The organism is Kocuria sabuli, from assembly GCF_040981185.1.
Lineage (GTDB): Bacteria > Actinomycetota > Actinomycetes > Actinomycetales > Micrococcaceae > Kocuria > Kocuria sabuli.
The window spans coordinates 1-23,693 of the sequence record NZ_JAVHZE010000003.1; the positions used below are offsets into that span (position 1 = coordinate 1).

The 23,693-nt window shown below is 66.7% G+C and carries 22 protein-coding genes and 2 pseudogenes; 12 read left to right on the forward strand and 12 right to left on the reverse strand.

What is annotated here, in order from left to right; genetic code table 11:
* Positions 1-247 precede the first annotated feature (247 nt).
* Complete coding sequence (locus RE027_RS03965) at positions 248-1,813, reverse strand: FAD-dependent oxidoreductase (RefSeq protein ID WP_368806954.1); 1,566 nt, start codon at positions 1,811-1,813, stop codon at positions 248-250.
* A 91-nt stretch (positions 1,814-1,904) separates the two neighbouring features.
* On the opposite strand from RE027_RS03965, the gene RE027_RS03970 reads away from it, so the two are divergent.
* On the forward strand, positions 1,905-2,462 hold the full coding sequence (locus RE027_RS03970; protein WP_368806955.1) for a helix-turn-helix domain-containing protein: 558 nt from the start codon (positions 1,905-1,907) through the stop codon (positions 2,460-2,462).
* Positions 2,463-2,668: 206 nt separating this feature from the next.
* On the opposite strand, the gene RE027_RS03975 is transcribed toward RE027_RS03970, so the two are convergent.
* Together RE027_RS03975 and RE027_RS03980 are read right to left on the reverse strand one after the other, a co-directional pair.
* Positions 2,669-4,147, reverse strand: a complete 1,479-nt coding sequence (locus tag RE027_RS03975; RefSeq protein WP_368806956.1) for an MFS transporter — start codon at positions 4,145-4,147, stop codon at positions 2,669-2,671.
* A gap of 267 nt (positions 4,148-4,414) precedes the next feature.
* A complete protein-coding gene (locus RE027_RS03980) occupies positions 4,415-5,377 on the reverse strand; it encodes a GlxA family transcriptional regulator (protein WP_368806957.1) in 963 nt (320 codons plus the stop codon).
* A gap of 142 nt (positions 5,378-5,519) precedes the next feature.
* On the opposite strand from RE027_RS03980, the gene RE027_RS03985 reads away from it, so the two are divergent.
* A complete protein-coding gene (locus RE027_RS03985) occupies positions 5,520-6,164 on the forward strand; it encodes an isochorismatase family protein (protein ID WP_368806958.1) in 645 nt (214 codons plus the stop codon).
* Between the two features lie 192 nt (positions 6,165-6,356).
* Here RE027_RS03985 and RE027_RS03990 read toward each other — a convergent pair whose 3' ends face one another.
* On the reverse strand, positions 6,357-7,889 hold the full coding sequence (locus tag RE027_RS03990; protein WP_368806959.1) for an IclR family transcriptional regulator: 1,533 nt from the start codon (positions 7,887-7,889) through the stop codon (positions 6,357-6,359).
* Between the two features lie 209 nt (positions 7,890-8,098).
* On the opposite strand from RE027_RS03990, the gene RE027_RS03995 reads away from it, so the two are divergent.
* The 4 genes from RE027_RS03995 (at position 8,099) to RE027_RS04010 (ending at position 11,467) form a co-directional block, all read left to right on the forward strand.
* Entirely contained in the window at positions 8,099-9,427 is a 1,329-nt protein-coding gene (locus RE027_RS03995; RefSeq protein WP_368806960.1) for an MFS transporter, read from the forward strand.
* A 31-nt stretch (positions 9,428-9,458) separates the two neighbouring features.
* Positions 9,459-10,445 carry a hydroxyacid dehydrogenase gene (locus tag RE027_RS04000; protein ID WP_368806961.1) on the forward strand — a complete coding sequence of 329 codons (987 nt, stop codon included), beginning with the start codon at positions 9,459-9,461 and terminating at the stop codon, positions 10,443-10,445.
* Between the two features lie 31 nt (positions 10,446-10,476).
* Positions 10,477-11,115, forward strand: a complete 639-nt coding sequence (locus RE027_RS04005; protein WP_368806962.1) for an RraA family protein — start codon at positions 10,477-10,479, stop codon at positions 11,113-11,115.
* A 139-nt stretch (positions 11,116-11,254) separates the two neighbouring features.
* Positions 11,255-11,467, forward strand: coding sequence for a hypothetical protein (locus RE027_RS04010; protein ID WP_368806963.1), 213 nt, complete (start codon positions 11,255-11,257; stop codon positions 11,465-11,467).
* Positions 11,468-11,745: 278 nt separating this feature from the next.
* Here RE027_RS04010 and RE027_RS04015 read toward each other — a convergent pair whose 3' ends face one another.
* The 6 genes and pseudogenes from RE027_RS04015 to RE027_RS04040 form a co-directional block, all read right to left on the reverse strand.
* Positions 11,746-12,315 (reverse strand): DapH/DapD/GlmU-related protein, encoded by a 570-nt coding sequence (locus RE027_RS04015; RefSeq protein WP_368806964.1) that lies wholly within the window; start codon positions 12,313-12,315, stop codon positions 11,746-11,748.
* Positions 12,316-12,434: 119 nt separating this feature from the next.
* Positions 12,435-13,310 (reverse strand): helix-turn-helix domain-containing protein, encoded by an 876-nt coding sequence (locus tag RE027_RS04020; protein WP_368806965.1) that lies wholly within the window; start codon positions 13,308-13,310, stop codon positions 12,435-12,437.
* 171 nt (positions 13,311-13,481) lie between these two features.
* Positions 13,482-13,859 (reverse strand): cyclophilin-like fold protein, encoded by a 378-nt coding sequence (locus RE027_RS04025; protein WP_368806966.1) that lies wholly within the window; start codon positions 13,857-13,859, stop codon positions 13,482-13,484.
* 242 nt (positions 13,860-14,101) lie between these two features.
* The gene (locus RE027_RS04030; protein ID WP_368807250.1) at positions 14,102-15,145 is read right to left on the reverse strand and encodes an NAD(P)-dependent alcohol dehydrogenase; all 1,044 of its coding nucleotides are present in this window, start codon (positions 15,143-15,145) and stop codon (positions 14,102-14,104) included.
* 270 nt (positions 15,146-15,415) lie between these two features.
* A pseudogene (locus RE027_RS04035) lies at positions 15,416-15,730 on the reverse strand (recombinase family protein); the annotation flags it as partial.
* 167 nt (positions 15,731-15,897) lie between these two features.
* A complete protein-coding gene (locus RE027_RS04040) occupies positions 15,898-16,491 on the reverse strand; it encodes a recombinase family protein (protein ID WP_368806967.1) in 594 nt (197 codons plus the stop codon).
* A gap of 445 nt (positions 16,492-16,936) precedes the next feature.
* Between RE027_RS04040 and RE027_RS04045 the strand changes: the two genes are divergently transcribed.
* The 4 genes from RE027_RS04045 to RE027_RS04060 all read left to right on the forward strand — a co-directional run bounded on the left by RE027_RS04045 (position 16,937) and on the right by RE027_RS04060 (position 19,723).
* A complete protein-coding gene (locus RE027_RS04045) occupies positions 16,937-17,560 on the forward strand; it encodes a transposase (RefSeq protein ID WP_368806968.1) in 624 nt (207 codons plus the stop codon).
* A gap of 150 nt (positions 17,561-17,710) precedes the next feature.
* Complete coding sequence (locus RE027_RS04050; RefSeq protein ID WP_368806969.1) at positions 17,711-18,385, forward strand: hypothetical protein; 675 nt, start codon at positions 17,711-17,713, stop codon at positions 18,383-18,385.
* 67 nt (positions 18,386-18,452) lie between these two features.
* Positions 18,453-18,932, forward strand: coding sequence for a hypothetical protein (locus RE027_RS04055; RefSeq protein ID WP_368806970.1), 480 nt, complete (start codon positions 18,453-18,455; stop codon positions 18,930-18,932).
* 464 nt (positions 18,933-19,396) lie between these two features.
* Positions 19,397-19,723 carry a histone-like nucleoid-structuring protein Lsr2 gene (locus RE027_RS04060; RefSeq protein WP_368806971.1) on the forward strand — a complete coding sequence of 109 codons (327 nt, stop codon included), beginning with the start codon at positions 19,397-19,399 and terminating at the stop codon, positions 19,721-19,723.
* A gap of 258 nt (positions 19,724-19,981) precedes the next feature.
* Here the strand turns inward: RE027_RS04060 and RE027_RS04065 are convergent.
* Positions 19,982-20,989 (reverse strand): annotated as a pseudogene (locus RE027_RS04065) (IS630 family transposase).
* A gap of 522 nt (positions 20,990-21,511) precedes the next feature.
* On the opposite strand from RE027_RS04065, the gene RE027_RS04070 reads away from it, so the two are divergent.
* Entirely contained in the window at positions 21,512-22,174 is a 663-nt protein-coding gene (locus RE027_RS04070; protein ID WP_368806972.1) for a hypothetical protein, read from the forward strand.
* A gap of 588 nt (positions 22,175-22,762) precedes the next feature.
* Here RE027_RS04070 and RE027_RS04075 read toward each other — a convergent pair.
* Positions 22,763-22,969, reverse strand: coding sequence for a hypothetical protein (locus RE027_RS04075; protein ID WP_368806973.1), 207 nt, complete (start codon positions 22,967-22,969; stop codon positions 22,763-22,765).
* A gap of 378 nt (positions 22,970-23,347) precedes the next feature.
* Between RE027_RS04075 and RE027_RS04080 the strand changes: the two genes are divergently transcribed.
* The gene (locus RE027_RS04080; RefSeq protein WP_368806974.1) at positions 23,348-23,542 is read left to right on the forward strand and encodes a PTS sugar transporter subunit IIB; all 195 of its coding nucleotides are present in this window, start codon (positions 23,348-23,350) and stop codon (positions 23,540-23,542) included.
* Positions 23,543-23,693: the final 151 nt, after the last annotated feature.

Below are 23,693 nucleotides of genomic sequence, written 5' to 3' on the forward strand. Positions count from 1 at the left end.
GCGGCGGCCGCCGAACTCAACGACCGACCCCGAAAACGCCTAGAGTTCCAAAAACCGATCGAGGTGATCGGCGACCTGTTGTTGCAATGACCGCCAGAATCCGCCGAACCCCAACTGCGACATCGCCTCGTGGAAAATGGCCGGTAGCCGGGCATGTGTGCAGCGCTTTGACGGTTGGGGTTTCTTCACGGCGGCCCCATGTGTATGTCCTACGCGCATGGGGCTGCTGGGATGCCACCGGACACAGCTAGCGGCGTTGGAGGAGCACGATCGAGTCGTCGATGCTCGCCGGGTTTCCTTGGGGGTCGGTGGTTTCCCGGGGGCGGGTCTCGGCGAGGCGGACCCTCCACTGTGCCGGGTCGAGGTCGAGTTCCTCGATCTCTTCGGCCGGGGTGAGGAATCTCGGCTCGAGGGCTTCTGGCAGATTCGCCCAGCTGGGGGCGGCGGCGTGGGCGGTGATGAGCAGGTGCCCGCCCGGTGCGACGTGCTCGGCGGCGGCACGCAGGATCCGTGTGCGGGGCAGTTCGACCGGGGAGTGCAAGAAGCTGGCCGTGACCAGGTCGTACCGGTCCCCCGGGTCGAGGGTGGTGAGGTCGACTGCGGTGAAGGTGATCCGTTCCTCGGGGATCCCGGCCGCGCGGGCGGCGTCGGTGGCGCGGCGGATCGCGGTGTCGGAGATGTCGATGCCGGTGGCCTCCCAGCCGTGCTGGGCGAGCCAGATCGCGTCTGCGCCTTCACCGCACCCCAGGTCCAGGGCACGGCCCGGTGTTAGGCCGGTGGTGGTCTCGGACAGGACCTGGTTGACGCGCCCGGACCACACCTGCCGGGAGGAGGTGTAGCGGTGCTCCCAGAACTCGGCCGGCGCGACTCCTGCCCAGTTGGTGGGGTCGGCGGCCGCGCGGTCGAAGTCCTCGGCGACCAGGGCGGCGTTGACGGCCCCGCCGGTGAGGGCGCCCGCGCCGATGGCCATGGGCACGGTCAGCACCGGGTTGGTGACGTTGCCGATCGCCCAGAGGCGGTCACTGCTGGTCTTTCCCGTCGCATCCACTTCCAGGAATCGGCCCATCGGCGTGTCCGTGGTGGCCAGGCCGAGGTGGGCGAGGAAAGCGGTGTGGGGCCGTGGTGTGCCGGCGGTGAAGAGCGCGTCAATCGGGGTGAGCGTGCCGTCAGCGGTGCGCACCGCCTCGATGGTCTCGTCCACCCCGAGGATCTCCACGACCGGGGAGGCCACCAGGTTGATGCCACGGGCCCGAAGCCGGAACTCGGTGGCCATGTCCACAGGTCCCAGCCCGGCTGTGAATACCGTGACGTCCGGGCTCCACTGCCGGATGAGCTGGGCCTGGTGCAGTCCCAGCGGTGAGGTCGTGAGCACGCCGAGCCGCTGATCGGCCACTTCCCAGCCGTGGCAGTAGGGGCAGTGCAGCACGCTGGTGCCCCACCGCTCGGCGAGTCCCGGGACCTCGGGCAGCTCGTCGGTCATCCCGGTCGCCACGATCACCGCCCGCGCCCGCACCGGCGCCCGACCGTGCAGCGCCACCTCGACACCGGCCATGGTCTCATCCACCCGCTCCACCGTCCCGGTTGTGATTTCCACTGCGTAGGCGGCCACTTCGGCCCGGCCTCGCTCCAGGAGCTCCCCCGGTGGCATGCCCTCATTGCCCAGCACCCCGTGCATGTGCGCGGCGTACCGATTGCGGGGACTGCCCGCGTCAACCACCAGGGTGCGCCGACGCGCCCGCCCCAGCATCAGGGCGGCACTGAGCCCCGCGGCACCGCCACCGATCACCACAACATCCCACTGTGTGTTCTCCATACGACCAGTCTGGGCAGTGCATCGAAGATATGGCAAACTATTTTGCAGATTCAGCAAACAGTGGATTTGCTGGCGGAGCACGGGAGACGTGATGAATGACGAACTCGAGCAGGTCAGACCGCGGCTGCGCGCGGCACGCCACGCCCGCGGGCTGACCTTGGATGACCTCGCGGAGCAGGCCGGAATGTCCGCCAGCACGCTGTCGCGGCTGGAGTCGGGAAAACGCCAGGCGTCGCTGGAGCTGTTGGTGCCCCTGACCCGGTTGCTGGGCATCCGCATCGACGACCTGCTCCAGCCCCAGGCCCGCGATCCGCGGGTGCGCCGCCCGGTCGTCCACCGCGACGGGCTCACTATCGCCCCCCTCGCCCCGGAGGGAGCGGCGATCCACACCTACAAGATCACCTACCCACCCGTGCACACGCTGCCGGAGCTGCGCGTGCACGACGGGTACGAGTGGTTCTACGTGCTCAGCGGCAAGCTCCGGCTTCGTCTGGGCGAGCAGGACCTGGTCCTCACCCGCGGCGAAGCAGCCGAGTTCGACACCCGCGTGCCCCACGCCATGAACGCCACCGGCAAACACCCCGCCCAGGTGCTCAGCATTTTTAACGACGAAGGGGTCCGCATGCACACCCACATCGCACAACCATGATGGTGCCCGGAGCCCGGCGGTGTTCTCCTCGGACAAGGGCTCACCAACAAACCTGAAACTTGTGCTGCATCGAGTGCCAATGAGGAACCCCTACTGCAATGCCGCTCTTGCGGGTGTCCGAGAACCGGCCATATGCAAAGTGGTGTCCTAAGCCCGAGTTGGCGCCCAAGGCGGCTATTCAGGCTCAGGCCATATTGGGGCCTGTGTCAGCGTGTCGTTTCGGGTAGGGCGTCGGCAGGATCGGGTGTTTCCTCCTCGGTCGCCGGTCGGGCGTTGAGGGTGGTCAGGGCCAGTGCTGCGGCCGCGAGGAGGAGCCCGGTGGCCACGGCCATCGCGGTGCCGTATCCGGCGACCAGGCCTTCCCCGGTCGACAACGCCATGTTCGGCGGGGCGGCGGAGACGGTGGCCGCAATCCCGGCCAGGACGGCCAGGCCCAGAGCGACGCCGATTTGCTGGGCGGAGTTGAGCAGTGCCGAGGCGATCCCGGCCTTGTCCGGATCGACACGGTAGACCGCGGCCTGGGTGAGGGTGACCGCGACAGACCCGAAGCCAACGGCGAGGAGGAACATCGCCGGGGCCAGATCCACCCAGTAGTTGGCCTCAACGGTGATCCTCGAGAGCCAGAAGGTCGCCGCGGCGCTGAGCAGCGCACCCAGTGCTGCGATGTAGCGCGGGCCGACGCGCAGCAACACACTGGGTGCGGTCCCGGCACCGACGACGATGCCGAGGGCGAACGGCAGCCAGGAGATCCCGGTGAGCAGCGGGCTGAACTGGAGCACCTGTTGCAGGTAGAGGGTGATGACGTAGAAGGTGCCCATCGGGCCGATGGCGACCAGGAGCATGGTGAGGTAGGCCCCGGAGCGGTTGCGGTCCTGGAACAGGCTCAACGGCACCAGAGGGCTGCGGTTGCGCGACTGCGTGAGAGTGAACGCGGCCAGCAGCACCACCCCGGCGGCCACGAGGCTCCAGGCGAGGGGGTCGATGAACCCCTCCTCACCGAACCGGGTGATCGCGTACACCACAGCCACCATCCCGCTGGTACCCAACTCCGCCCCGACGGTGCCGAGCCGGCCGGTGTGCGGCTCGGTACCGACCAGGGTGCGCGAGCCCAGGAGGACGAGCAGCCCGATGGGGACGTTGATGAAGAACACCCACCGCCAGCCCAGCGTGCCGGTGAGCACCCCGCCCAACAGCAGCCCGACCACGATGCCCAGACCGGACATCGCCCCGTAGAGCGACAGCGCGTGATCGCGCGTCTTTCGATCGGAGAAGGTCGTGGCGATCAGGGCCAGGGCGTTCGGTGCGGTCATCGCCGCGCCGATCCCCTGCACGGCCCGCGCCACGACGAGCATGGCGGTGCTCTGCCCGAGGCCTCCGGCCAGGGAGGCGATGATGAAGACGGTGATGCCGACCTGCAGGGTACGGCGACGCCCCCAGAGGTCCCCGATCCGCCCGCCCAACAGCAGCAGCGCCCCGAACGCGAGGATGTAGGCGTTGACGACCCACGGCAGGTGCACCGCCGAGACCCCGAGCTCGCGCTGGATGGATGGCAGGGCGATGTTCACGATCGAGTCGTCGAGCACCAGCATCAGCTGGGCGGTGGCGATCACCAACAGCGGGACCAGCCCACCCCGAGAACCCCTCGAGGTGTCGGGCCGCACGACGGCGGAGGCAGCAGCAGGCATCGGAGAGCTCCTCAGAACAGGGTGCGCAGATTCCACCACGCCACTATGCGATACCCCTAGGGGGTATTACTGCGTCCTACTGTTACCCCCAGGGGGTATACATGTCAAGCGAGGTGAAAGATCCGCGGACGCTCTCCCGGCGCATCGACAAGGGCATCGCCCCTCAGGGAACCGCTCAGCCACGGTCCGGTCTCCCCGCAACCTCACCCGAGAGATGACCGTTGACGCGCCTACCCAGCGACCGCTTGCCCGTCGGAACCGGCGGGGTCACTTCCCGGTGTCGGTTGCCTCGGCTCGGAAGCGTGCACGGTACTGCGAGGGTGAGGTCTTGAAGGCGGCTGCGAAGTTTTGGCGCAGTGTCACGGGGCTGCCGATGCCACACTCAGCGGCGATCGTGTCGATCGGCCGGTCGGTGGTCTCCAGCAGCCGGCGGGCCTCGTCCAGGCGCCGTGTCCGCACCCAGGTGGCCGGTGTGGTCCCGGTCGCCGCCCGGAACGCGCGCACGAAGGTCCGGGTGCTCATGTGCGCCGCAGCGGCCAGCACTTCGATCGACAGGGGGTCGCCCAGATGCTGCCCGGTCCAGTCCATGACCCGGGAGATCGCGTGGTCGTCGGGCCGGGGAGGCAGTGGGCGCTCGATGTACTGGGCCTGTCCGCCTTCACGGTGCGGGGCGATGACCAGGCTCCGAGCCACCCTGTTCGCAGCCTCGGCCCCGAGGCGTGACCGGACCAGGTGCAGGCAGGCGTCCAGCCCCGATGCGGTGCCCGCCGAGGTGAGGACGTCGCCGTGGTCGAGGTAGAGCACCGACTCGTCCAGGGCGAGCTCCGGGTGCCGCTGCGCCAGCAGTTCGAAGGCCTGCCAGTGCGTGACGGCCGGGCGCCCGGCGAGCAGTCCGGCATCGGCCACCGGGATCGCCCCGAGACACAGGCCCACGATCGTGGCCTCGGCGGCATGGGCTGACCTCAGCGTGCCGCGCACCGCCTCACTGGCCGGGCGCCCGTCGAGGAACCACGACGGCATCACCAGGACATCGGCGTCCTCTGCGGCCGTGAGGCCGTGGATGCCCTCGATGCCGTACCCCTCTGCGCTGCGGATCCTGCCCGGACGGTCGCCGAACAGGAAGGTGTCCCAGTCCCCCAAACCCTGCCGGGCGACCTCGTCGAAGACCATCTGCGGCACCGACAGGTGGAACATGGTGATCCCGTCGAAGGCGTAGATCCCGATCCGCATCCGCCCCCCTTCACCCTTGGCGCGATCTCATCGTATGTCGGCCTTTGCGCCACTAGTGGTTCCTGGCGGGTGTCTTCAGGATGGAGAAGTACCGCTTCAGCGGTCGCAGCTGCGCGACCGCCACAACCCCAAGGAGTCCCCCGTGACCAGCCCTCAGCGCGCACTCGTCCTCATCGACGTCCAGCAGGACTACTTCGGCGGCGGCCCACTGGAGATCCAGCATCCGCCGCACAGCGAGTCGGTCCCGCGCATCGTCCAGGCGATCGAGGCGGCTCACGCCGCCGGGATCCCCGTCGTCGCCGTCCAGCACACGATGGGTGAGGGCGCCCCGGTGTTCGACCCGACCCAGCCCGGCTTCCAACTGCACCCCGAGGTGGCTCAGCGCCGCACCGAGCACTGGAAGACCGTCGTGAAGCACTACGGCTCCGTCTACACCGACACCGATGTCTCCATCTGGCTTCGCGAGCAGGGCGTGGACACCGTCACGCTGGTCGGATACATGACGAACAACTGTGTCCTGGCCTCGGCCGTCGAGGGTGAAGGGCTCGGCTTCACCACCGAGGTCCTCGCCGACGCCACGGGCGCGGTCAACCTCACCAATGAGGCCGGCTCCGTCAACGCCGAGACCGTGCACACCACGCTCATGACCCTGCTGCACTCCAACTGGGCCGCCGTCGCCTCGACCGCCGCCTGGGTCCAGGCCCTGAACGCCCAACAGCCCCTGCCCGGCAGCGACCTGGGCAGCTCCGCCGTCGCAGGCACCCAGCAGCACGCCACCGTCGCCTGACATCCCATCTGAGGCCCTCGCCCGCACGCCGGTCACCAGCTGTCATCCCGTAGGGCGCCTTCCGACCACTTCGGAGGCGCCCTGCCGATGCAGACGCTCCCGTCGGGATCCGGCGAGCCCTCGATCGCGTTCCGGGGGCCGGCGTCGGACGTCCCGTGCTGGATGGTGTTCCGGCGGGGCGCCCTCGAAAGTTCAAAGGGTGGGGGTAAGGGAGAGTAGCCGGGTGATGCGGTGGGCGGCGTCCTGCATGGTGTCTGCCAGGGCGTCGAGGTCGAGGTGGGGGACGCGGAAGCGGGCGACGGTGGCGGTGATGGATCCGGCGATGGTGCCGTCGATGAAGTAGGGGGCGCTGAGTCCGTAGGCGTCGGGGATGCGTTCACCGTCGGCGGTGGCCCAGCCACGGTCACGGATGGCCTGCAGGTCATCGATCAGCGCCTGCCGGTCGATGGGGGTGCGCTCGGTCAGCGGCTCCAACTCGAGATGCTCAAGGGTGTCAGGTGGGCAGTGGGCGAGGATGGCCTTGCCGGCGGCCCCGGCGTAGAGAGGAATGTGCACCCCGGAGGCCAGCCCGTAGTGCAGCGGCTGGACGCCGTTGATCACGGTGGTCATCTCGACGGTGCCGGTGGCGGGCTCCAGCTGGGCCAGCCCGATGGTCTCCCCGGTGGTCTCGGCCACCTCGCGCAGGATGTGGCCGGTGAGGGCGCCGATGTCACGGGTGGGGCCTAACCGGGCCGCCCAGTGCAACAGGCGCGGGCCCGGGTGCAGGATCGTGCCGTCAGTGAGGGCCAGCCCGGTGGCCGTGGCGGTGGCGACCAGCCGGTGAGTAGTGGCGATGTTCGCCCCGATCGCTCGTGCCAGGGATTGGCCGGGGTGGACCCCGGCCGGTTCGGCCACCAGGATGGCCAGCAACCGGGTCATCCGCTCCAGGGCGGTGCCCCCGGCCGGGTGGGTGGTGCCCGAGGGGAGGTTCGCCGGCACCGGTGGGGTGGGGCACTGGTCTTCGATCGCTCGGGCGGTCGTCTGAGCCATCGGGCCGAAGCGAGCCAAATCCTCGTCATCGGTGAGGTAGCGCGGTTTGGTGATCGACACCGACCCGGTCAGCCCCAGGCAGGAGAAGGCGGCAGCGGCCCCGGCGGCCAGCGGGAACTGCTGGCCGATGCTGATGACGTAGCCGGCACGGCGGTCCTGCTTGAGCAGCTCGGCTAGTTCGGTCCGGTCGGTGACGGTTTCGGGTGTGCGGGCTTCCAGTGCTTCGGGCCCCAGGGCATCGATGCCGGTGCGACCCAGGATGGCGCGCCCGGTGGCCCCGGCGTGCAAGGGCAACACCGTGCCCGGCTCCAGGGAGTAGGCCACCGGTGCGGGGTGGCGCCGTCGGGCCACGACCACGGCCTGCGGGCGCGGGGCGTCGTGGACGGCCACGATCACGGTGGCCTCCGACTGCTCCGCCAGCTCCTCGATGATCTCTCCGCTGCGGGCCAGCAGCGGGTGGCGGGCGTGCAGTGCGGCAGCCAGCACCCGCAGGCGCGGACCGACCCGGTAGGCCCCACTGGCAGTGGGCAGAGCGAACTCCTGCTCCACCAGTCCCAGCAGGATGCGGTTGACGGTGCTGCGGCTGACCCCCAGCTCCTCGGCCAGCTCCCGCACCCCGGCCGCCTCTTGGCGGACCACCAAGGCATGCAGGACCTCGACGATCCGGTCGTTGCTCGATGCCGTGGTTTCGTTCACGCCTGCCCTCCGCCTGCTCGCTCTTCTCCCACCGGTCCCCGCGAGAGCCAAGACCGCGTTCATCACGCTACCGCCCGGGCACTGCCGACCAGCTCCGCACCCTCTGAGCCGGCATGACGCAGTCAGGATGTGGCCCTTGACACTTTTACGTGCCCCGACTCACACTGTATCGACATTTCAGGACAGTGTCCCATTTTTTAGGAGTTCGGATGGCTCAGGCATCACAGCTGACCGCCCCCGCGGTGGATCCCCAGCGGCAGCGTAAGGCGAAGAAGGCCACCGGTGTGGCGGCCTTCGGCACCTTCATCGAGTACTACGATTTCAGCGTCTTCGGCTACGTGGCCGCCACGATCGCGGTGGTGTTCTTCCCCAGCGACGACCCGGTGGCCGGGCTGCTCAACACGTTCCTGATCTTCGGCACCGCATTCATCGTCCGCCCGCTGGGGGCGATCTTCTTCGGCTGGATCGGAGACCGGATGGGCCGCCGCACCAGCCTGGTGGGCTCCATCCTTCTGATGAGTGCCGCCGCCGGGCTGATCGCAGGACTGCCCACCTACGCCCAGATCGGGATCTGGGCCCCGATCCTGCTCGGGGTGCTGCGGATGCTCCAGGGCTTCTCCGCCGGCGGTGAGATCGGCGGGGCCGCCAGCTACATCCGCGAGTGGGCACCGATCGAGCGGCGCAACCTCTACATCTCCTTCATCCCCAGCATCGCCGTGCTCGGCAAGGGGTCCGCGGCCGGCCTGGCCGCCCTGGCCGCGACCCTGGTGCCGGCCGAGGCGATGGAGTCCTGGGGCTGGCGGATCCCGTTCATGATCGCCGTTCCGCTGGGCATCCTGTGCCTGATCATGCGCCTGAAGATCGAGGACAGCCCCGAGTTCACCGCCAATGCCGCCACCGCCAAGGAGACCACCGGCTCCCCCTTCGGCCGGCTGATCGGTGAGCACCGCAAGCCGCTGACCAAGGTCTTCTTCATCTCCCTGGTGCAGAACATGGGCACCTACATCGGCACCGTCTACGTCGCCGTCTACTTCAGCACCGTGCTGGGCTACACCAAGGCCGAAGCCTCCTACATCGTGCTCATCGCCGTGGTCGCCGCAGCCTTCCTGATTCCTCTGGCCGGGCAGCTGGGCAACCGCATCGGCGCCAAGCGCGTGCTGGTCACCTCCTACCTCTTCTACATCGCAGTCACCATCCCCTCCTTCATGCTCATGAACAACGGCTCGGTGGCCCTGGCCATGATCGGGCTGCTGATCGGGATGGTGCCCTACGCCCTTTGCCAGGCCGGCACCTACGCCTCGATGCCCGAGTTCTTCCCCGTCGAGGTCCGCCACACCGGGGTGGCCTTCGGCCACAGCGTCGGAGCCGTGATCGGTGGCGCCGGAGGCCCCTACTTCGCCACCTGGATGATCGACGCCACCGGCAACACCCTGGTGCCGGCCTACATGCTCGTGGTCTTCGGGGTGATGGGCCTGGCCGTGGTGCTGGGCGCGGTCCGCACCAACACCACCACCACTTCCTCCCACCTCTACCGCTGACCCGCGGCCGATCCCACCACCGAGGAACCCCATGACGACCATCTACGTCTCCGACCCCATCCACCCCGAGGTGCTCGCCGAGCTGACCACCCTGGGCCAGGTGCACCGGGGCTACGGCGAAACCGCCGTGGACTACACCGAGGTCAGCCACGAGGTCGAAGCGGTCCTGCTGCGGGCCGAACGCTTCGACGCGATCAAGATCGCCGCCTCCCCTCGCCTGCGCATCATCGCCCGCCACGGGGTGGGCACCGACAACGTCGACATCGACGCCGCCACCACCGCCGGGATCTGGGTCACCACCACCCCGGGTTCCAACAGCCGGGCCGTGGCCGAGCACGTCTTCGCCCTGCTGCTCTCCCTGGCCCGCCGCACCCCCTACGGGGCCACCGGCACCGCCGCCGGAGCCTGGGCCGAGCTCAAACCGCAGATCAACGGCTTCGAACTCCACGGACGCACCCTGGGCCTGCTGGGCTTCGGCAACATCGCCCGCATGGTCGCCACCATCGCCCACGGCTTCGGCATGGACGTGGTCGCCCACGACCCTTACGTGGAGGATGCCGCCGTCGAGGCCACCGGCGCCCGGCCCGCCACCGCTCAGGAAGTCATTACCGGGGCGGACGTGCTCAGCCTCCACCTACCGCTGACCCCACAGACCACCCACCTCATCGACGCGGCCACCCTGGCGTCGATGAAGCCGGGGGCGGTGCTGATCAACACCTCCCGCGGTGGACTGGTCGACGAGGCCGCCCTGGCCCAGGCCCTGGTCGAAGGACACCTGGCCGGGGCCGGTCTGGACGTGCTCGAGGGCGAGTCCGTGGACATGAAAAACCCGCTGCCTCACTCGGTGATCGATGTGGCGCAGGTGCCGAACCTCGTCGTCACCCCGCACGTGGCCGGGCAGACCGCCGAGGCGTTTCTGGCCGCCGGCACCGACGCTCTGGCCGCGATCCGTCAGGTGGTGGCCGGGGACCGCCCGGCCACCGCGGTCAACGACGTCACCGCCCCGTCCTACAGCTGATCCCCTCACCAGACCACCAGGAAGAACCACCATGATCATCACCGCAGCCACCGACAGCCTCCAGCTCACCCCGGACTGGGACCGGCCAGCCCTGAGGCCCATCCAGGAACTGGCCCAGTTCCCGGTCGCCCTCATCGGCGACGCCCAGTCCCGGATGGGTCTCATGCACGCCGCAATCCGCCCCGTGACCCCGGGACTGCGCCTGGCCGGGACCGTGCTGCCCATCCAGACCCGCGAAGGCGACAACCTCGCCATCCACCGAGCCCTCGACGACGCCCGCCCCGGTGATGTGCTGGTCATCAACGCCAACAGCGACACCAACCGCGCCTGCTTCGGCGACATCCTCGGAGAGCTCTGCATCGCCCGCGGCATCGCCGGAGTCGTCATCGACGGCGCCACCCGCGACGTCGCCGAACTGCAGGCGATGGGCCTGCCCACCTACGCCCGCGGCATCAGCCCGGCCGGACCCTTCAAATACGGACCCGGGACCATCGGGGCCCCGGTGGCCTGCGGCAACGTGGTCTGCCACCCCGGCGACGCCATCATCGGCGACAGCGACGGCATCGTGGTGGTCCCGAAGCACCTGATCACCACCACCCTGGAGAAAACCCGCGCCCAGGAGCAGACCGAAGCCGGACTGCGCGCCAAGATCCCCACTTTGGTCCACTGACCCCAGGACGCCAGACGCTGCCACCGGCCGGTTCCACCGATCAGTGGCAGCGCCACACGACACCTCAGCCACCTCGCCCCACCGGGCATGCCGCCTGGCCCGACCCGTTGTTGCCCCGCATGAGAAGGAACAGCCCGCCATGCTGACCGACCTGCGGCCTGTCCGCGATGTCTCCACCCTGCACTGCGGGGACCACCTCGACATCCACCGGTTCGGCTTCCCCACCTACAGCGGGACCGTCCTCGCCACCATGCCTAGGCTCAACGTGGTGTGGATCCGAGACATCAGAACCGGGGAACGACAAATGCTCTGCGCCGACGACTGCCAGCTCCGCCGCCCTCGGCATCCTTGAAGCCTCAGATGAACGGCCCATATGGGGCCATATGTAAAGCGGAGGGTTCGGGTCCCTCGTACTTTCCCGTCCATCCCTGGTCATTTGGTCGGTCCCGCAATGGCGACTACCGCTTCTGTCCTTGAACGCAGGACGCCCACCGTGCGTGCTGGAATTGAACCGGTGGATCACTCGCTGGCTCGGCGGATTCGCGTGATCCTGTCCGGGGTTTCGTGGAGAAACCAGTCGGTGTTGACGAGGTGTGAGTCGCTCCCCGGCCGAAGCGGTGCCGGTGCGGTTCAGTCGCTCACGGAGCGCACCATCCGTGCTGGGGAGCCCACCACGACGGACTTCTCCGGCACGTCCTTGGTCACCACCGACGCAGCGGCCACGACGGCGTCGTCACCGATCGTCACCCCGGGCAGGATCGTGGCGTTGGACCCGATCCACACATTGCGCCCGATCACGATGGGCGCCGGGTGCATGTCCGCCCGGCGGCTGGGGGCGAGGTCGTGGTTGAGGGTGGCCAGCACCGTGTTGTGCCCGATCAGGCAGTCATCACTGATGACCACCCCGCCCTGGTCCTGGAACGTGCACCCGGAGTTGATGAAGACCCGTTTCCCGAGGGAGATGTTCTTCCCGAAGTCGGCGTAGAAGGGCGGGAACACCGTCACCGACTCGTCCACCGGCTTGCCGGTGAGCTGGGCCAGCAGCTCCCGCACCCGGGCCGGTTCCTGGTATCCGCTGTTGAGCTCCCCGGTGATGCGCAGGGCCTCTTGGCTGATCCGGTGCATGACCTCGTGCAGGGGCGAGTCCCCCGTGATCGTGCGCCCGGCGTTGAGCTCCTGCAGAAGATCGGTCAGTTCCATGGTGTCCTTTCAATGGTGTTCGGCCAGCGGGGTCCGCAGCTCCAGCATCCGGATATTCGGTCCGGCCTGCGTCCTGCGGGTGGACGCGTCAGTGGATGCCCCGTGATCCGGAGCTCGGGTCAGTGGTTGGTGACGGCGGCGGGGTGCTCGGCGGCCCAGGAGGCGAGCAGCCGCAGCCGTTCGGCCGAGGCCGAGCCGGGCTCGGCGGTGTAGATCATCAGGACCTGCCCGGGTTCGGCGGTGACGGCCAGTTCCTCGTAGGCCAGGCTCAGCTCCCCGACCAACGGGTGGCGGAAGCGCTTGGTGCCGGTGCCGTGGGTCCGCACCTCGTGGGCGGCCCACAGGGTGCGGAAGGTCTCGCTGCGGGTGGACAGCTCCCCCACCAGGTCCTGCAGGCCGCGGTCGTGCGGGTCGCGCCCGGCCTCAGCGCGCATGATCGCCACGCACATGCCGGCGAACACCTCCCAGTCGGGGTAGAAGTCCCGGGAGGCCGGATCCAGGAACTGGAAGCGGGCCAGGTTGGGGGTGCGCCCACCGTCGCCGATCAGCGGGGCGTAGAAGGCCCGGCCCAGGGCGTTGGTGGCCAGCAGGTCCTGGTGCTGATCGCGCACGAAGGCCACCCCGTCGGTGATCGACTCCAGCGCCCACTGCAGGCTCGGCCGGACTGTTGCCTGCTTCGAGGCCCGGCGGCGCGGGCGCCGAGCGGCGGACACGCCGTCGGCCGCACGCGCCAGATCGAGCAGGTGCGCCCGTTCGGTGTCGTCCAGGCGCAGGGCGGCGGCGATCGCCTCCAGCACCGAGGAGGAGGCCCCGGCGATCGCCCCGCGCTCGAGCTTGGCGTAGTACTCCACGCTCACCCCGGCCAGGGCCGCGACCTCGCTCCGGCGCAGTCCCGGCACCCGCCGGTTGCCCCCGGCCGGCAGACCGGCCCGGTCCGGGGTGAGCTTGGCCCGGCGCGAGACGAGGAACTCGCGGACCTCGGTGCGGTTGTCCATCCCGCCAGAGTAGGTCGCTCTCAGCATGCGAGGGAGACCCTGCCAGTACACCCCTCAGCACGGTTCTCTGCGCTGACGGCAGGAATCCAGCACGCATCCGACCGGGATGAAGGAAGGCCTGCCGTGGTCGCGCGAGGTGCCTCCACAGGCGCTCCGAGGTGGGTGAGTTCCTCAGTCATTGCGGTTCAGACGGGCGGTGAAGGCGCCGTCGTGGTCACGGACCGCCTCGAGGTCGTCGAACTCGCCCAGGCGGTCGATGCCGCTGTAGTACCCGACGTGTTCGTAGGAGAGCACCAGGGCCTGGTCCGGGGCGTAGTAGCCGTTGGTCAGGGGGTCGGCGTCGTTCCCGGCCGGCACTCCCTCGAGTAGGAGCGGCGCCGGCAGGGTGGCGATCTTTTCCTGGCCGCCGTAGTTGGTGAAGGACAGCTCCAGGGGCAGCTGGTCGATCAGGGAGCGAGCGGTGGTGTTGTCGAACAGGGTCGCGGTCACCGTGGTGCCCTCGATGTCGAGAGTGATCGGGGTGCTTGCTCCCGCGGATGGGGTGCTCATGTCCTCGGTGTCCTCCCTCGTGGCGGGGATCGATGCGGGATGGGGCTCAGCGGTGGGGCCGCTGGGGCCGGCGGTGCTGCATGCAGTCAGTGTCGCGGTCATCACGGCCAGGAGCATCACGGCCGTGCGGCGGGCGCGCAGGGCGAAGGCGGCAGGACCGGCCCTTGGTGTTCCCTCGGCCGGCAACGCGGACATGGGCCGCGATGCCTACGCCACGGAGCGTATCCGCACTGGGGATGGGCTCAGGCCAGGGTGGCGGTGTCGATGACGAAGCGGTAGCGCACGTCGGAGGCCAGCACCCGCTGGTAGGCCTCGTTGATATAGGAGGCGTCGATGAGTTCGGTCTCCGGGACGATGCTGTGCTCGGCGCAGAAGTCGAGCATCTCCTGGGTTTCGGCGATGCCGCCGATCATCGACCCCGCGTAGGTGCGGCGGGCGCCGATGAGGGAGAACACGTTGAGGCTCAGCGGCTTCGCCGGGGCCCCGACGTTGACCAGCGCACCGTCGACGGTGAGCAGCGACAGATAGGCGTCCACATCGATCACGGCGCTGACGGTGTTGAGGACCAGGTCGAAGGAACCGGCCAGCTGCTCGAAGGTCGCCGGGTCCGACGTGGCGAAGTAGTGCTCCGCCCTCAGCCGCAGCCCGTCCTCCTTCTTCTTCAGCGACTGCGAGAGCACGGTCACCTCCGCGCCCATCGCGTGGGCGATCTTCACGCCCAGGTGTCCCAGCCCGCCCAGGCCCACGACGGCGACCTTCCGGCCTGGGCCGGCGCCCCAGCGGCGCAGCGGGGAGTAGGTGGTGATCCCCGCACACAGCAGCGGCGCGACGGCGGCGAAGTCCAGGGACTCGGGCACGGACAGCACGAAGCCGGCGTCGACGACCACGTGGGTGGAATAGCCGCCCTGGGTGATGGTCCCATCCAGGTCAGCCCCGCCGTAGGTGGGCACCATGCCCGCCAGGCAGTACTGCTCATCACCGTTGCGGCAGTTCGTGCACTGTCCGCAGGAATCGACCATGCACCCCACCCCGACCGGGTCCCCGACGGCGTGGCCGGTGACCTCGGAACCGACCTCAGCGACGACGCCCACGATCTCGTGACCGGGCACCAGGGGGTAGGGCTGGGGTCCCCAGTCGCCGTTGACGGTGTGGATGTCGGAGTGGCAGATCCCGGCGTAGGAAATCTCGATCAGCACGTCGTGGGGGCCCACCGCACGGCGGGTGATGGTGGTCGGCTCCAGCGGCGCGGTCGAGGAGGGGGCGGCGTAGGCGTTGACAGTCAGCAAGAGGATCTCCTGATGCGGTGGGGGCAGAGGAACGGATCGGGCGGACGTGGTGGGTTGCCCGTCCGTGCGGTTGCCCGTGCGTGCGGGCAAAGCCCGACGGAGGAGCGACTGCACCATCCCATCAGGGAGAACAAAGGTGAGGGAGTCCCTCTTGAGAGGTGTACTGGCAGAGCACCCCACGGCCGGTGCGCCCGAACGCACACCGCGGCCGGGGTGCCCGAGCACACACCGTGGCCGGGGTGGCAGCTCGCGGATGCGGCGGTACAGGGCAACCCGGGACATGCCCACGTTCCGTGCTATCCGGGTGGCCGGCTCCCCGGACTCGATCAGCCGTAGCGCTTGGCGGATCCGGGAGTCGGTGAAGGTTGGGTGACGTCCGCCGAGGTCTTGGCAGGCCGTCCGGCGCTTGGCCACCGAGTCGGTGATCCTCTCCCGCTTGATCTCCAGTTCCATCTGCACCAGGGCAGCCATGACAGCGAAGACCATCGAACCCATCGGGGTGACGGTGTCCACGTCTCCCCCACCGAGGTCCAGCACCCGCAACCCGGCACCTGTGCCCCGCAGCGCTTCGGCGAAGACTCGCATATTCCGCCTTGGCCGAGGGCGCCCGCAAAGGGACCTCGAGCGGGCCCGGATGCCCCCATGCGGAGCTCAGGCAACCGGGGGTGGTTGCCATGCCCGTTTGCCCCGTGCGATGAAAAGCTCGCTCAGGTGCGTCATACGCACCACGATATCCACCGGCGACGACGGCCTCAGATGGTCGTCGCTTGCGGCAGCTCCCGGATCCGCCGGTACAAGGTCGCGCGGGACATGCCGAGGTCCTTGGCCACCTGAGTGGCCGGCTCCCCGCCCTCGATCAATCGCAGGGCGTTGCGGATTTGGGAGTCGGTGAAGGTCTGACGGCGCCCGCCCAGGTCCTTGCCGGCGGCCCGGCGTTTGGCCACCGAATCAGTGATCCGCTCCCGTTTGATCTCCAGCTCCATCTGCGCCAGCGCCGCCATGACCGTAAAGACCATTGAGCCCATTGGGGTGGCGGTGTCCACGTCTCCCCCACCCAGATTCAGCACCCGAAGCCCGGCGCCCCTCCCCCGTAGTGCTTCGGCGAAGGCCAGCATGTTCTGCGTCGATCGCCCCAGCCGGTCCAGCGTGGTGATGACCAGTGTGTCGCCCTCTTCGAGCGCGGCCACCGCTCGGTCGAACTGCGGACGCGACGCACGACTTCCAGACACTCCACTGTCAACATAAACGTCATCGCGTCGCACGCCGGCGCCCAGGAGGTCAGACACTTGGCGATCTGCATCCTGTTGTCGCGTCGACACTCGCGCATACCCGATCAGCTTCCCCATGTTCACCTCATCTGTCTCGCAACTAACGTTGAATATCCAATTCTAAAGCCATGGATAAAGCACATAGCTACGAGACAGGCCGCACCGCGGAATCATGCGGGCGTAAATTTCCATGATGAGACGTCTCGCATCCCTTGGCTTGCGAGCCACTGTTCACTGCATCTGGCGCCAACCCAGGGCATGTAAGCACGATGGAAGCCCTGGCATTGATGGATTCCCTTGAACTCCTGTTCACTCCGGTTTGCATGAACGCCGAGAGCATACTGTTTCCTCGGTCCGCCGGGACGCGGTCTGTTTGCGCCGCCCCTCCTATGTCCTCTGCTTAGCTTGCCGTTTAACCCTTGATGCTGGTGTGCCGGTGGGCTGCGGGCGGGGTCTGGCATGAGGGCGGCCACCGCATGATCCTTGGAAGTTGCGAGGCTTCAAGGCAAGGGCGGTGGCCGTAATGAGCAGTATGGTCCTCAGCACTGGCGTTGACCAGTGCTCTGATCCCGGTGCTGATGAGCTGCGCCAGTTCCGCGGTGAGCTGTACCGGTGCCTGACCCGACGTGCTGATGAGTTGTTCGAGCTGACCGAGGCGGTGCTGTGCGCTGAGGGCCCGGTGAAGACCTTGGTGGACCTCAGCCTTGCCCCCGAGCATCGCCGGGGCCACGGCGCTCTCTACGACGGGCTCAATTGTGGCCAGGTCGATGCCGAGCGGTTGCGCGGGCAGTTGTCGAGGCTTCCGGTGCCGCGGATGTTCGGGACACGGATCGTGCTGGCCATTGACGTCTCACCGTGGCTGCGCCCAGACGCTACGACCTGCCCGGACAGGATGTTCTGCCACGTCTACGGGCGCGGACGCGGACGTTCGGCCGATCAGCGGATCCCGGGCTGGCCCTACCAAGTGGTGGCTGCCCTGGAGAGCGGGCCCATCAGCTGGACAGCGATCCTGGACGCGGTCCGGCTGGGCCCGGATGACGACGCGACCTCGGTCACCGCGGCCCAACTGCGGGCAGTCGTGGGACGGCTGCAGGACGCTGGGCACTGGCATGACGGGGACCCGGCGATCATGGTGGTGATGGACTGAAGGTTACGACGTAGCCCGGCTGGCGTTCGTGCTGGCGGACCTGCCGGTGCATCTTGTGGGCGCATCCGCGCCGATCGAATCATGCGCGGTCCCACCCCGCCACGTAGTACCGACCCTCGCGGTGGAAGACCTCGTAAACACGGATCTCTCATGGCCCTGGCCGATCCGAGGACCTGGTCGGTGCCGAACACCCAGGCCAGTTCACTCACCGAGCGTTACGGGATAGCGCGGGTGGGCTCCTGGGATCGGATGCATCCGCGGCTGACGCATCGCGGGTCCTGGGCCCGCTATGACGGGCCGTTGCCGGTCGTGGAGGGCACCGTGATCCGGCTGGCCGTCGAGCATCTGCCCGGCCAGCGTGAGGCCGCCCCGGTGTGGCTGTGGTCCTCGACGACCGGTGCCGACGCCGGGGAGATCACCCGATGTTGGCAGGCCTACCTCCGCCGTTTCGATTTGGAGCACACCTTCCGATTCTGGAAGCAGACCCTGGGGTGGACGGCCCCGAAGATCCGCTCCGCTCAGGCCGGTGAGCGCTGGACCTGGCTGGTGATCGTTGCTCACACCCAGCTGCGCCTGGCTCGTCACCGGGCTGTTGATCTGCGCCGGCCGTGGGAGAAGCCCCTGCCGCTGGATCGGCTGACTCCGGCCCGGGTGCGGCGGGGGTTCCGGCACCTACGCGTGAAGACCTCTCGGCCGGCCAGTGCACCGAAACCATCCCGCCCGGGCCCGGGACGCCCACCCGGGGTGAAGAACCGGCACCGAGCCGCCCGCCACGACGTCGGCAAGAACGCCACACGGGACGCCACCGATGCAGAACACCGGTAAATCAAGGGTTAAACGACAAGCTTAGTATGGATTCGTTTCCAGCAGTCCAGGCAGAGAAGAGAGTGACATGCCGTTCGAGGTGTTCGACAAGAGGATGACACCGTTGGCGAAGGCGCCGGCCGTGACGATCCAGAAGCGCGGAGTGATCTCACTGAACAAGGCAACCCATGAACTCATCGACTCCCCCGACACGGTGGAGTTGCTCTTTGACGCCGACCGCCAGGTGATGGCCTTGCGCCCGGCCGATGACACCTCACCGCACGCCTACGGCGTGCGGGCCGGATCGAAGAAGGGACCGGGGCAGGCCATGGTCTCGGCCACAGCGTTCACCCAGCACTACGGAATCGACACCACAGCCACCAGGCGGTGGCAGCCCTTCGTGGAGGACGGGATGCTGTGCATCGACCTCACCCAGACGGGCACCGTCATCGAGGGCAACCGCGCCAAGAACCGCATCCCGTTCGCCCCGGATGCCGGGATCGACCCCCAAGCCTCTGATGACACCCCGTCCTCCCCTCAAGACGCTGACACTGCCTCAGATGGTTAGAACACAGCAGCCACGGAAGAGGACTGACTACGACGTTCTTTGGTCCCATGGTGTGCGCCGCAGGGACCTCAAGAACACCTCCCAGCGACGCCAAGGGCAAGCTGACCCAGTACCCCCTCGTGGAGAGCGCCCCACCCCTCACACTGGTCCTGAATACAGCGGGAAGCGCTCTTGGCACCATGAGGTGCCCCTGCCAGGCCGTATGTCCATAACAGGCTTTTTCTCATGGAATTTATTCCGTTGCCCACCCTGACTTCCCCATCAAAAGTTTGCAGCAGACAGATTACCAAGTGCCGCATCGAAGGGGGACTGCATCTGCTTCCCTGTGACCTCTCGACAATTGGGAGTTTCGTCCAGGCTAATTGTCACTTTCCGCACCACGGGGGTAACGTCGATATCAATGTGCGCACCAGCGTGTGCGCATTGTCAATGCGTAAGCAAAAGCAGTAGGGAAAGGGACAAGAATGGCTCAAAGCGTGCAGATCACCCTGGAGGACGACCTCGAGGGCGGGGAGGCGGACGAGACCGTGCAGTTTTCCCTGGACGGCAAGGACTACGAGATCGACCTGTCTACCGCCAACGCCGAGAAGCTGCGCGAAGCCCTGCACCCCTACACGGCCGCCGCGCGCAAAGCCGCCCGCACCCCGGCTCGCAGCACTGGGGCACGGGCCTCGAAGTTGGACCCGGACACCGCCAAGATCCGCGCCTGGGCCAGGGAGAACGGCCACCCGGTCTCCGACCGCGGCCGCATCCACCAGTCCGTCAAGGACGTCTACTACGCCGCCCACTAACCCGGTACCGTTCAAGCTGCGTTCAACACGCACACACGGCAGGGCCCTGCAGGAATGTCTCCTGCAGGGCCCTTGGCCGTTACCGATGACTAACTATCGGATTCCGGACAATATCGCCCGGGCTTGAAGGCGGTACTAATATTCCGTGTCGGGGCGGGGTGTTTCGATCCTTCGCCCGTCTGCCCTGGAGAACTAGTGGCCTGTCTTTGAAGTCGTTGAGCGGTTGGCTTTCTTGAAGAGCTTGGGGCTGGTCTTGGTTCACACAAACGGATGGCAACGGTCGTTCCATCCGGTGACGAAGGCCCGGATCCGCTTGTTCAGCTCAGGCACCGAGGCGACATCGGCTCGGTGCAGGGCCTGACGCTCGATGATCCCGAACCACACCTCGACCAGATTCAGCCAGGACGCCAAGGTGGGGGGCGAAGTGCACCCGGAACCGGGGGTTGGCGGCCAGCCACGCCTTGACCTCAGGAGTCTTGTGCACCGCGTAGTTGTCCATCACCAGGTGCAGTTCCTGGTCCGGGTAGGCCCGGGCGACCTGCTTGAGGAAGGCCAGGAACTCCTGGCGCCGGTGCCGTGGCTTGCAGGCCGCCGTCACGTGGCCGGTGGCGATTTCCAGGGCCGCGAACAAGGTGGAGGTCCCGTGCCGGATGCAGTTGTGGGTGCGCGCCGCCGGCTTCCGGGGCTGCATCGGCACCCCCGGGGAAGTCCGCTCGAGCGCTTGAATTTAGGACTTCTCATCCACGCAGAGCACGATCGCGTTCTCCGGTGGGGACAGGTAGAGACCGACCACATCGACCACCTTGGCGACCAGTTCCGGGTCGGTGGAGAACTTGAAGGTGCCCTCCCGCCACGGCGCCACCCCGTACTCGTGCCAGGCCTTGGCCACCGTGGTGTGATCGATCCCCAGCCGGGAGGCCAGCAGGCGGGGGGACCAGTGGGTGACTCCGAGCTTCTTCGGTGGGGGCCGCAGGGTGGCGGCCACGATCGCCCGGTGGTCGATCCGCCGCGGCCGGCCTGACCGGTCGTGGTCGGCCAGCCCGGCGATGCCGGCCTGCTCATAGCGGGCCCGCCAGGCGATGACCGTGGTGCGGGTGGCCCCGACCTTTTCGGCGATCTCGGTGTTGGAGACCCCGTCGGCGGCCAGCAGCACAATTCGCGCCCGCTGGACCAGACCCACCCGCACCGAGGTGAGCGCACCAGTTTTTGCAACGCCTCGCGGTCTCCCTGGCACAACAGCAGCGGGGCCGCAGGATGATTCGCCATAACTCAGGATCCCACCGCGCCAACTGCTGAGGTACTTCAACCCCTCGGCAATAGGAGCAAATGGTACCGCATTGGCCACCGAAGACCCGGCCGAGGGGTTGCGGGCCATGCTGGCACTGCACCACCTGGCGGAACAGGTCGAGGCTCATCAGGTGGTGCAGGCCCGCCTTCGGGGCTAGTCCTGGCAGCAGATCGGGGACGTCCTGGGTATCACCCGTCAGTCCGTCCACTTCAAGTACAGCAAACGAGGAGTTCCGTAATGAGCACAGCAATAGGGACTACCGGGCCCTGGGCATGGAGTTCGAGCAGATGCCTTGGGGAAACGGCGAGTGTTCATTCCACCACCCCAGAACTCTAAAACCTGGGGCGCAAATTCATCCCAGAAAATCAATACGATAACGCAGCAGTAACGGGATCATGTCACACTTATAGCACCTGGAGAGCTGTTCCATGCGCCGCATGATTATAAATAACAATCAATGATGTCGGATTACAGTGGACACTCTTAGAAAGTGAAATATCATGCCAACTTCAACATCACAGTTCGCACTCCTTCGTCGCTCCAACCCTGCCGCAGCCTTTGACGTGCTTGTTAGAGACTTCCTGATGGCAGTTAGAACTGATCGCGAGATGGCGGCTGCTTTCACTAGTTTCCAAATGAGCTTTAAAGGAAGCATCAACACCTCAGAAGACGCCCGCCGCCTGGCGGCCCTTAAAGAGCAAGGGGCCGAGCAGATGGGGATCCAGATTGGGACCATGCCTTGGTCGATGAGCGCCGGCCTGGTTTTTCTATACGACGCTGCTATTGAAGGATTGCAGGCCAGTGATGAGTTTATAGATCCACAAAGGTTCGGTCCTGATACTATTCGAACCGCTGAACGTCTGCTGGAACCAGCGCTACTTCAAATCGGGCAATCGGCCGTGACCGCTTTGGAAATAGCCATGATCAACCCAGCCTATGCGGATAAATTACGCGCCAGAACGAAGGAAATTGATTGGGTAGCTCTTCAGCCTCCCCAGGATCCCACCCTCTGCGAACATTGCACGATCATAGAAGAAGATGCCCACGGCAATCCGATATCGACTCACTGTCCGACGAAGGAGGAGTGCGATAATCTCGGTGGGCTTTTCATCCTCCTTTTGATGATTCTACTAGTTCTCAAAATCCTTGATTGGCTTTTCTGAAGTAATAAATTATCCCATAAGTAGATTGACTGACGGTAGCAGATTAATAGACCGCTTTATTGGAGCACGCCGTGATGCATGTCGCGGACTGATCGTAGTTGGGCGATTGAAGGTCGCGCGGGTGAGATGGGGCAGAGGAAAAGCGTCTTTAGGGTCCAGCGCAGCATGCAGGAAGCGGCAACCGCACACCAGCCGGTGTACCGTGAACGCTTCTGGGAACTTATCGGCGGCAGGTTCCCACGCCCCGGCCTACACAGCTAGTATCCGCCTCCGTATGCCCCGACCCCATGGTGGGTGTAGTCGATCATTACGACCGTCAACGCCACTGCTTTGCGCAGATCCTGGGGCACCCAGCAGTTTCGCCATAATGAGAGGTTTTGCATCCCTTAGCTTGGAAGACGTCCCCGAATGACGTGACTCAGTTTGGTTTGATAGTCAATCCTTCAGGGGGACTACCCCGAGAATTGCCATTCCGAGGCCGAATAGCTCATCAGCGGAGCCTTACAGGTTGTAGGTGGCTACATCGGTTCTCCGGATGTCGCCAGGGGGACGGTCACTGTCGATCCTCTCGGCATGCCACTTCCGGGCCTACAACAGCGCTTCCTGGGAGGCTGGCTGTTGAGCGGCACCTTGTTCGAAGCGGTGCACGATGCCGGTCACTGCGCCGACCATCCCAAGCGCCATGAACGCCATCAAAGGATCACTGGGACCCTCCCTTGTTAAGACATCAACGACCATCTCGAGCAGTGCGACCGCAATGAGCACCCGCCCAGCACCCACAAGGATGTCGAGCATGGTCGCTCTTATCTGCAACTTCCCCTTTCAGGTGAAGTTAGGCCTATGTCTAGTCATAGATATAGATTTGCAATGACGTGTGATTAACATGACGAAGGGTTTCCGGGCGACTGTTCAAGCGGGCCTGGGCCGCGACGCACAGTGCACTGCTGCTACATAGGGCGGTCCTGCACCCAGTAGGCCAGACCCTCGCGAGGCGATGTTTGGAGAGATGTCCGACTCCTGCATGCTGAGCGACCATCCCGATGTCCCGCTAAGGCGTTGCAGGTCAGTGACAACAGGCCCTGCCACGTTCCCGCTGAAATGCACAGTATTGCCCGAACCCGCTCAACGTGCCGCGAAGCGATCGCCGTTGGAGCAGGTTTTCGACCGCTGGGGTTGGAGCCCGTATCTCACGGTGGAGGTATCGACACCATCTCCGCCCAAGGCAAGGCCAAGGAGACCGACTTCATCCTCACCTCCGGAGAGATTGCCCGCGCCCTGGAGGACGTCGGCATTCCCGTGGAGGTGATCGAGAACTTCACCAGCACCACCGAACTCGACACCGCCATGCGCAAGCTCTATGACGTCTGAACCAGTCCGCCCTGAAGGACTGAGCTCGCGGCTCAACTGCCCCGGCGTGCGGGTCCAAGCCGCCTCGTAGGACGGTTTCTGGCCCTTCCAAGCATGCCGCCCACGGGTAGCGGCGCTGCCCAGTAACACCGCGATCACGCCGTGGCTGCGA

What these genes read in the sequence shown, in the direction of transcription:
- RE027_RS04020 (WP_368806965.1), bottom strand. Translation starts at nt 13,310, where the DNA reads ATGGACAACCGCACCGAGGTCCGCGAGTTCCTCGTCTCGCGCCGGGCC.
- RE027_RS04025 (WP_368806966.1), bottom strand. Translation starts at nt 13,859, where the DNA reads ATGAGCACCCCATCCGCGGGAGCAAGCACCCCGATCACTCTCGACATC.
- RE027_RS03995 (WP_368806960.1), top strand. Translation starts at nt 8,099, where the DNA reads ATGGCTCAGGCATCACAGCTGACCGCCCCCGCGGTGGATCCCCAGCGG.
- RE027_RS04000 (WP_368806961.1), top strand. Translation starts at nt 9,459, where the DNA reads ATGACGACCATCTACGTCTCCGACCCCATCCACCCCGAGGTGCTCGCC.
- RE027_RS04055 (WP_368806970.1), top strand. Translation starts at nt 18,453, where the DNA reads ATGCCGTTCGAGGTGTTCGACAAGAGGATGACACCGTTGGCGAAGGCG.
- RE027_RS04010 (WP_368806963.1), top strand. Translation starts at nt 11,255, where the DNA reads ATGCTGACCGACCTGCGGCCTGTCCGCGATGTCTCCACCCTGCACTGC.
- RE027_RS03975 (WP_368806956.1), bottom strand. Translation starts at nt 4,147, where the DNA reads ATGCCTGCTGCTGCCTCCGCCGTCGTGCGGCCCGACACCTCGAGGGGT.
- RE027_RS03970 (WP_368806955.1), top strand. Translation starts at nt 1,905, where the DNA reads ATGAATGACGAACTCGAGCAGGTCAGACCGCGGCTGCGCGCGGCACGC.
- RE027_RS04015 (WP_368806964.1), bottom strand. Translation starts at nt 12,315, where the DNA reads ATGGAACTGACCGATCTTCTGCAGGAGCTCAACGCCGGGCGCACGATC.
- RE027_RS03980 (WP_368806957.1), bottom strand. Translation starts at nt 5,377, where the DNA reads ATGCGGATCGGGATCTACGCCTTCGACGGGATCACCATGTTCCACCTG.
- RE027_RS04070 (WP_368806972.1), top strand. Translation starts at nt 21,512, where the DNA reads ATGCCAACTTCAACATCACAGTTCGCACTCCTTCGTCGCTCCAACCCT.
- RE027_RS03965 (WP_368806954.1), bottom strand. Translation starts at nt 1,813, where the DNA reads ATGGAGAACACACAGTGGGATGTTGTGGTGATCGGTGGCGGTGCCGCG.
- RE027_RS04075 (WP_368806973.1), bottom strand. Translation starts at nt 22,969, where the DNA reads ATGCTCGACATCCTTGTGGGTGCTGGGCGGGTGCTCATTGCGGTCGCA.
- RE027_RS04050 (WP_368806969.1), top strand. Translation starts at nt 17,711, where the DNA reads ATGGCCCTGGCCGATCCGAGGACCTGGTCGGTGCCGAACACCCAGGCC.
- RE027_RS04060 (WP_368806971.1), top strand. Translation starts at nt 19,397, where the DNA reads ATGGCTCAAAGCGTGCAGATCACCCTGGAGGACGACCTCGAGGGCGGG.
- RE027_RS04005 (WP_368806962.1), top strand. Translation starts at nt 10,477, where the DNA reads ATGATCATCACCGCAGCCACCGACAGCCTCCAGCTCACCCCGGACTGG.
- RE027_RS04045 (WP_368806968.1), top strand. Translation starts at nt 16,937, where the DNA reads ATGAGCAGTATGGTCCTCAGCACTGGCGTTGACCAGTGCTCTGATCCC.
- RE027_RS04040 (WP_368806967.1), bottom strand. Translation starts at nt 16,491, where the DNA reads ATGGGGAAGCTGATCGGGTATGCGCGAGTGTCGACGCGACAACAGGAT.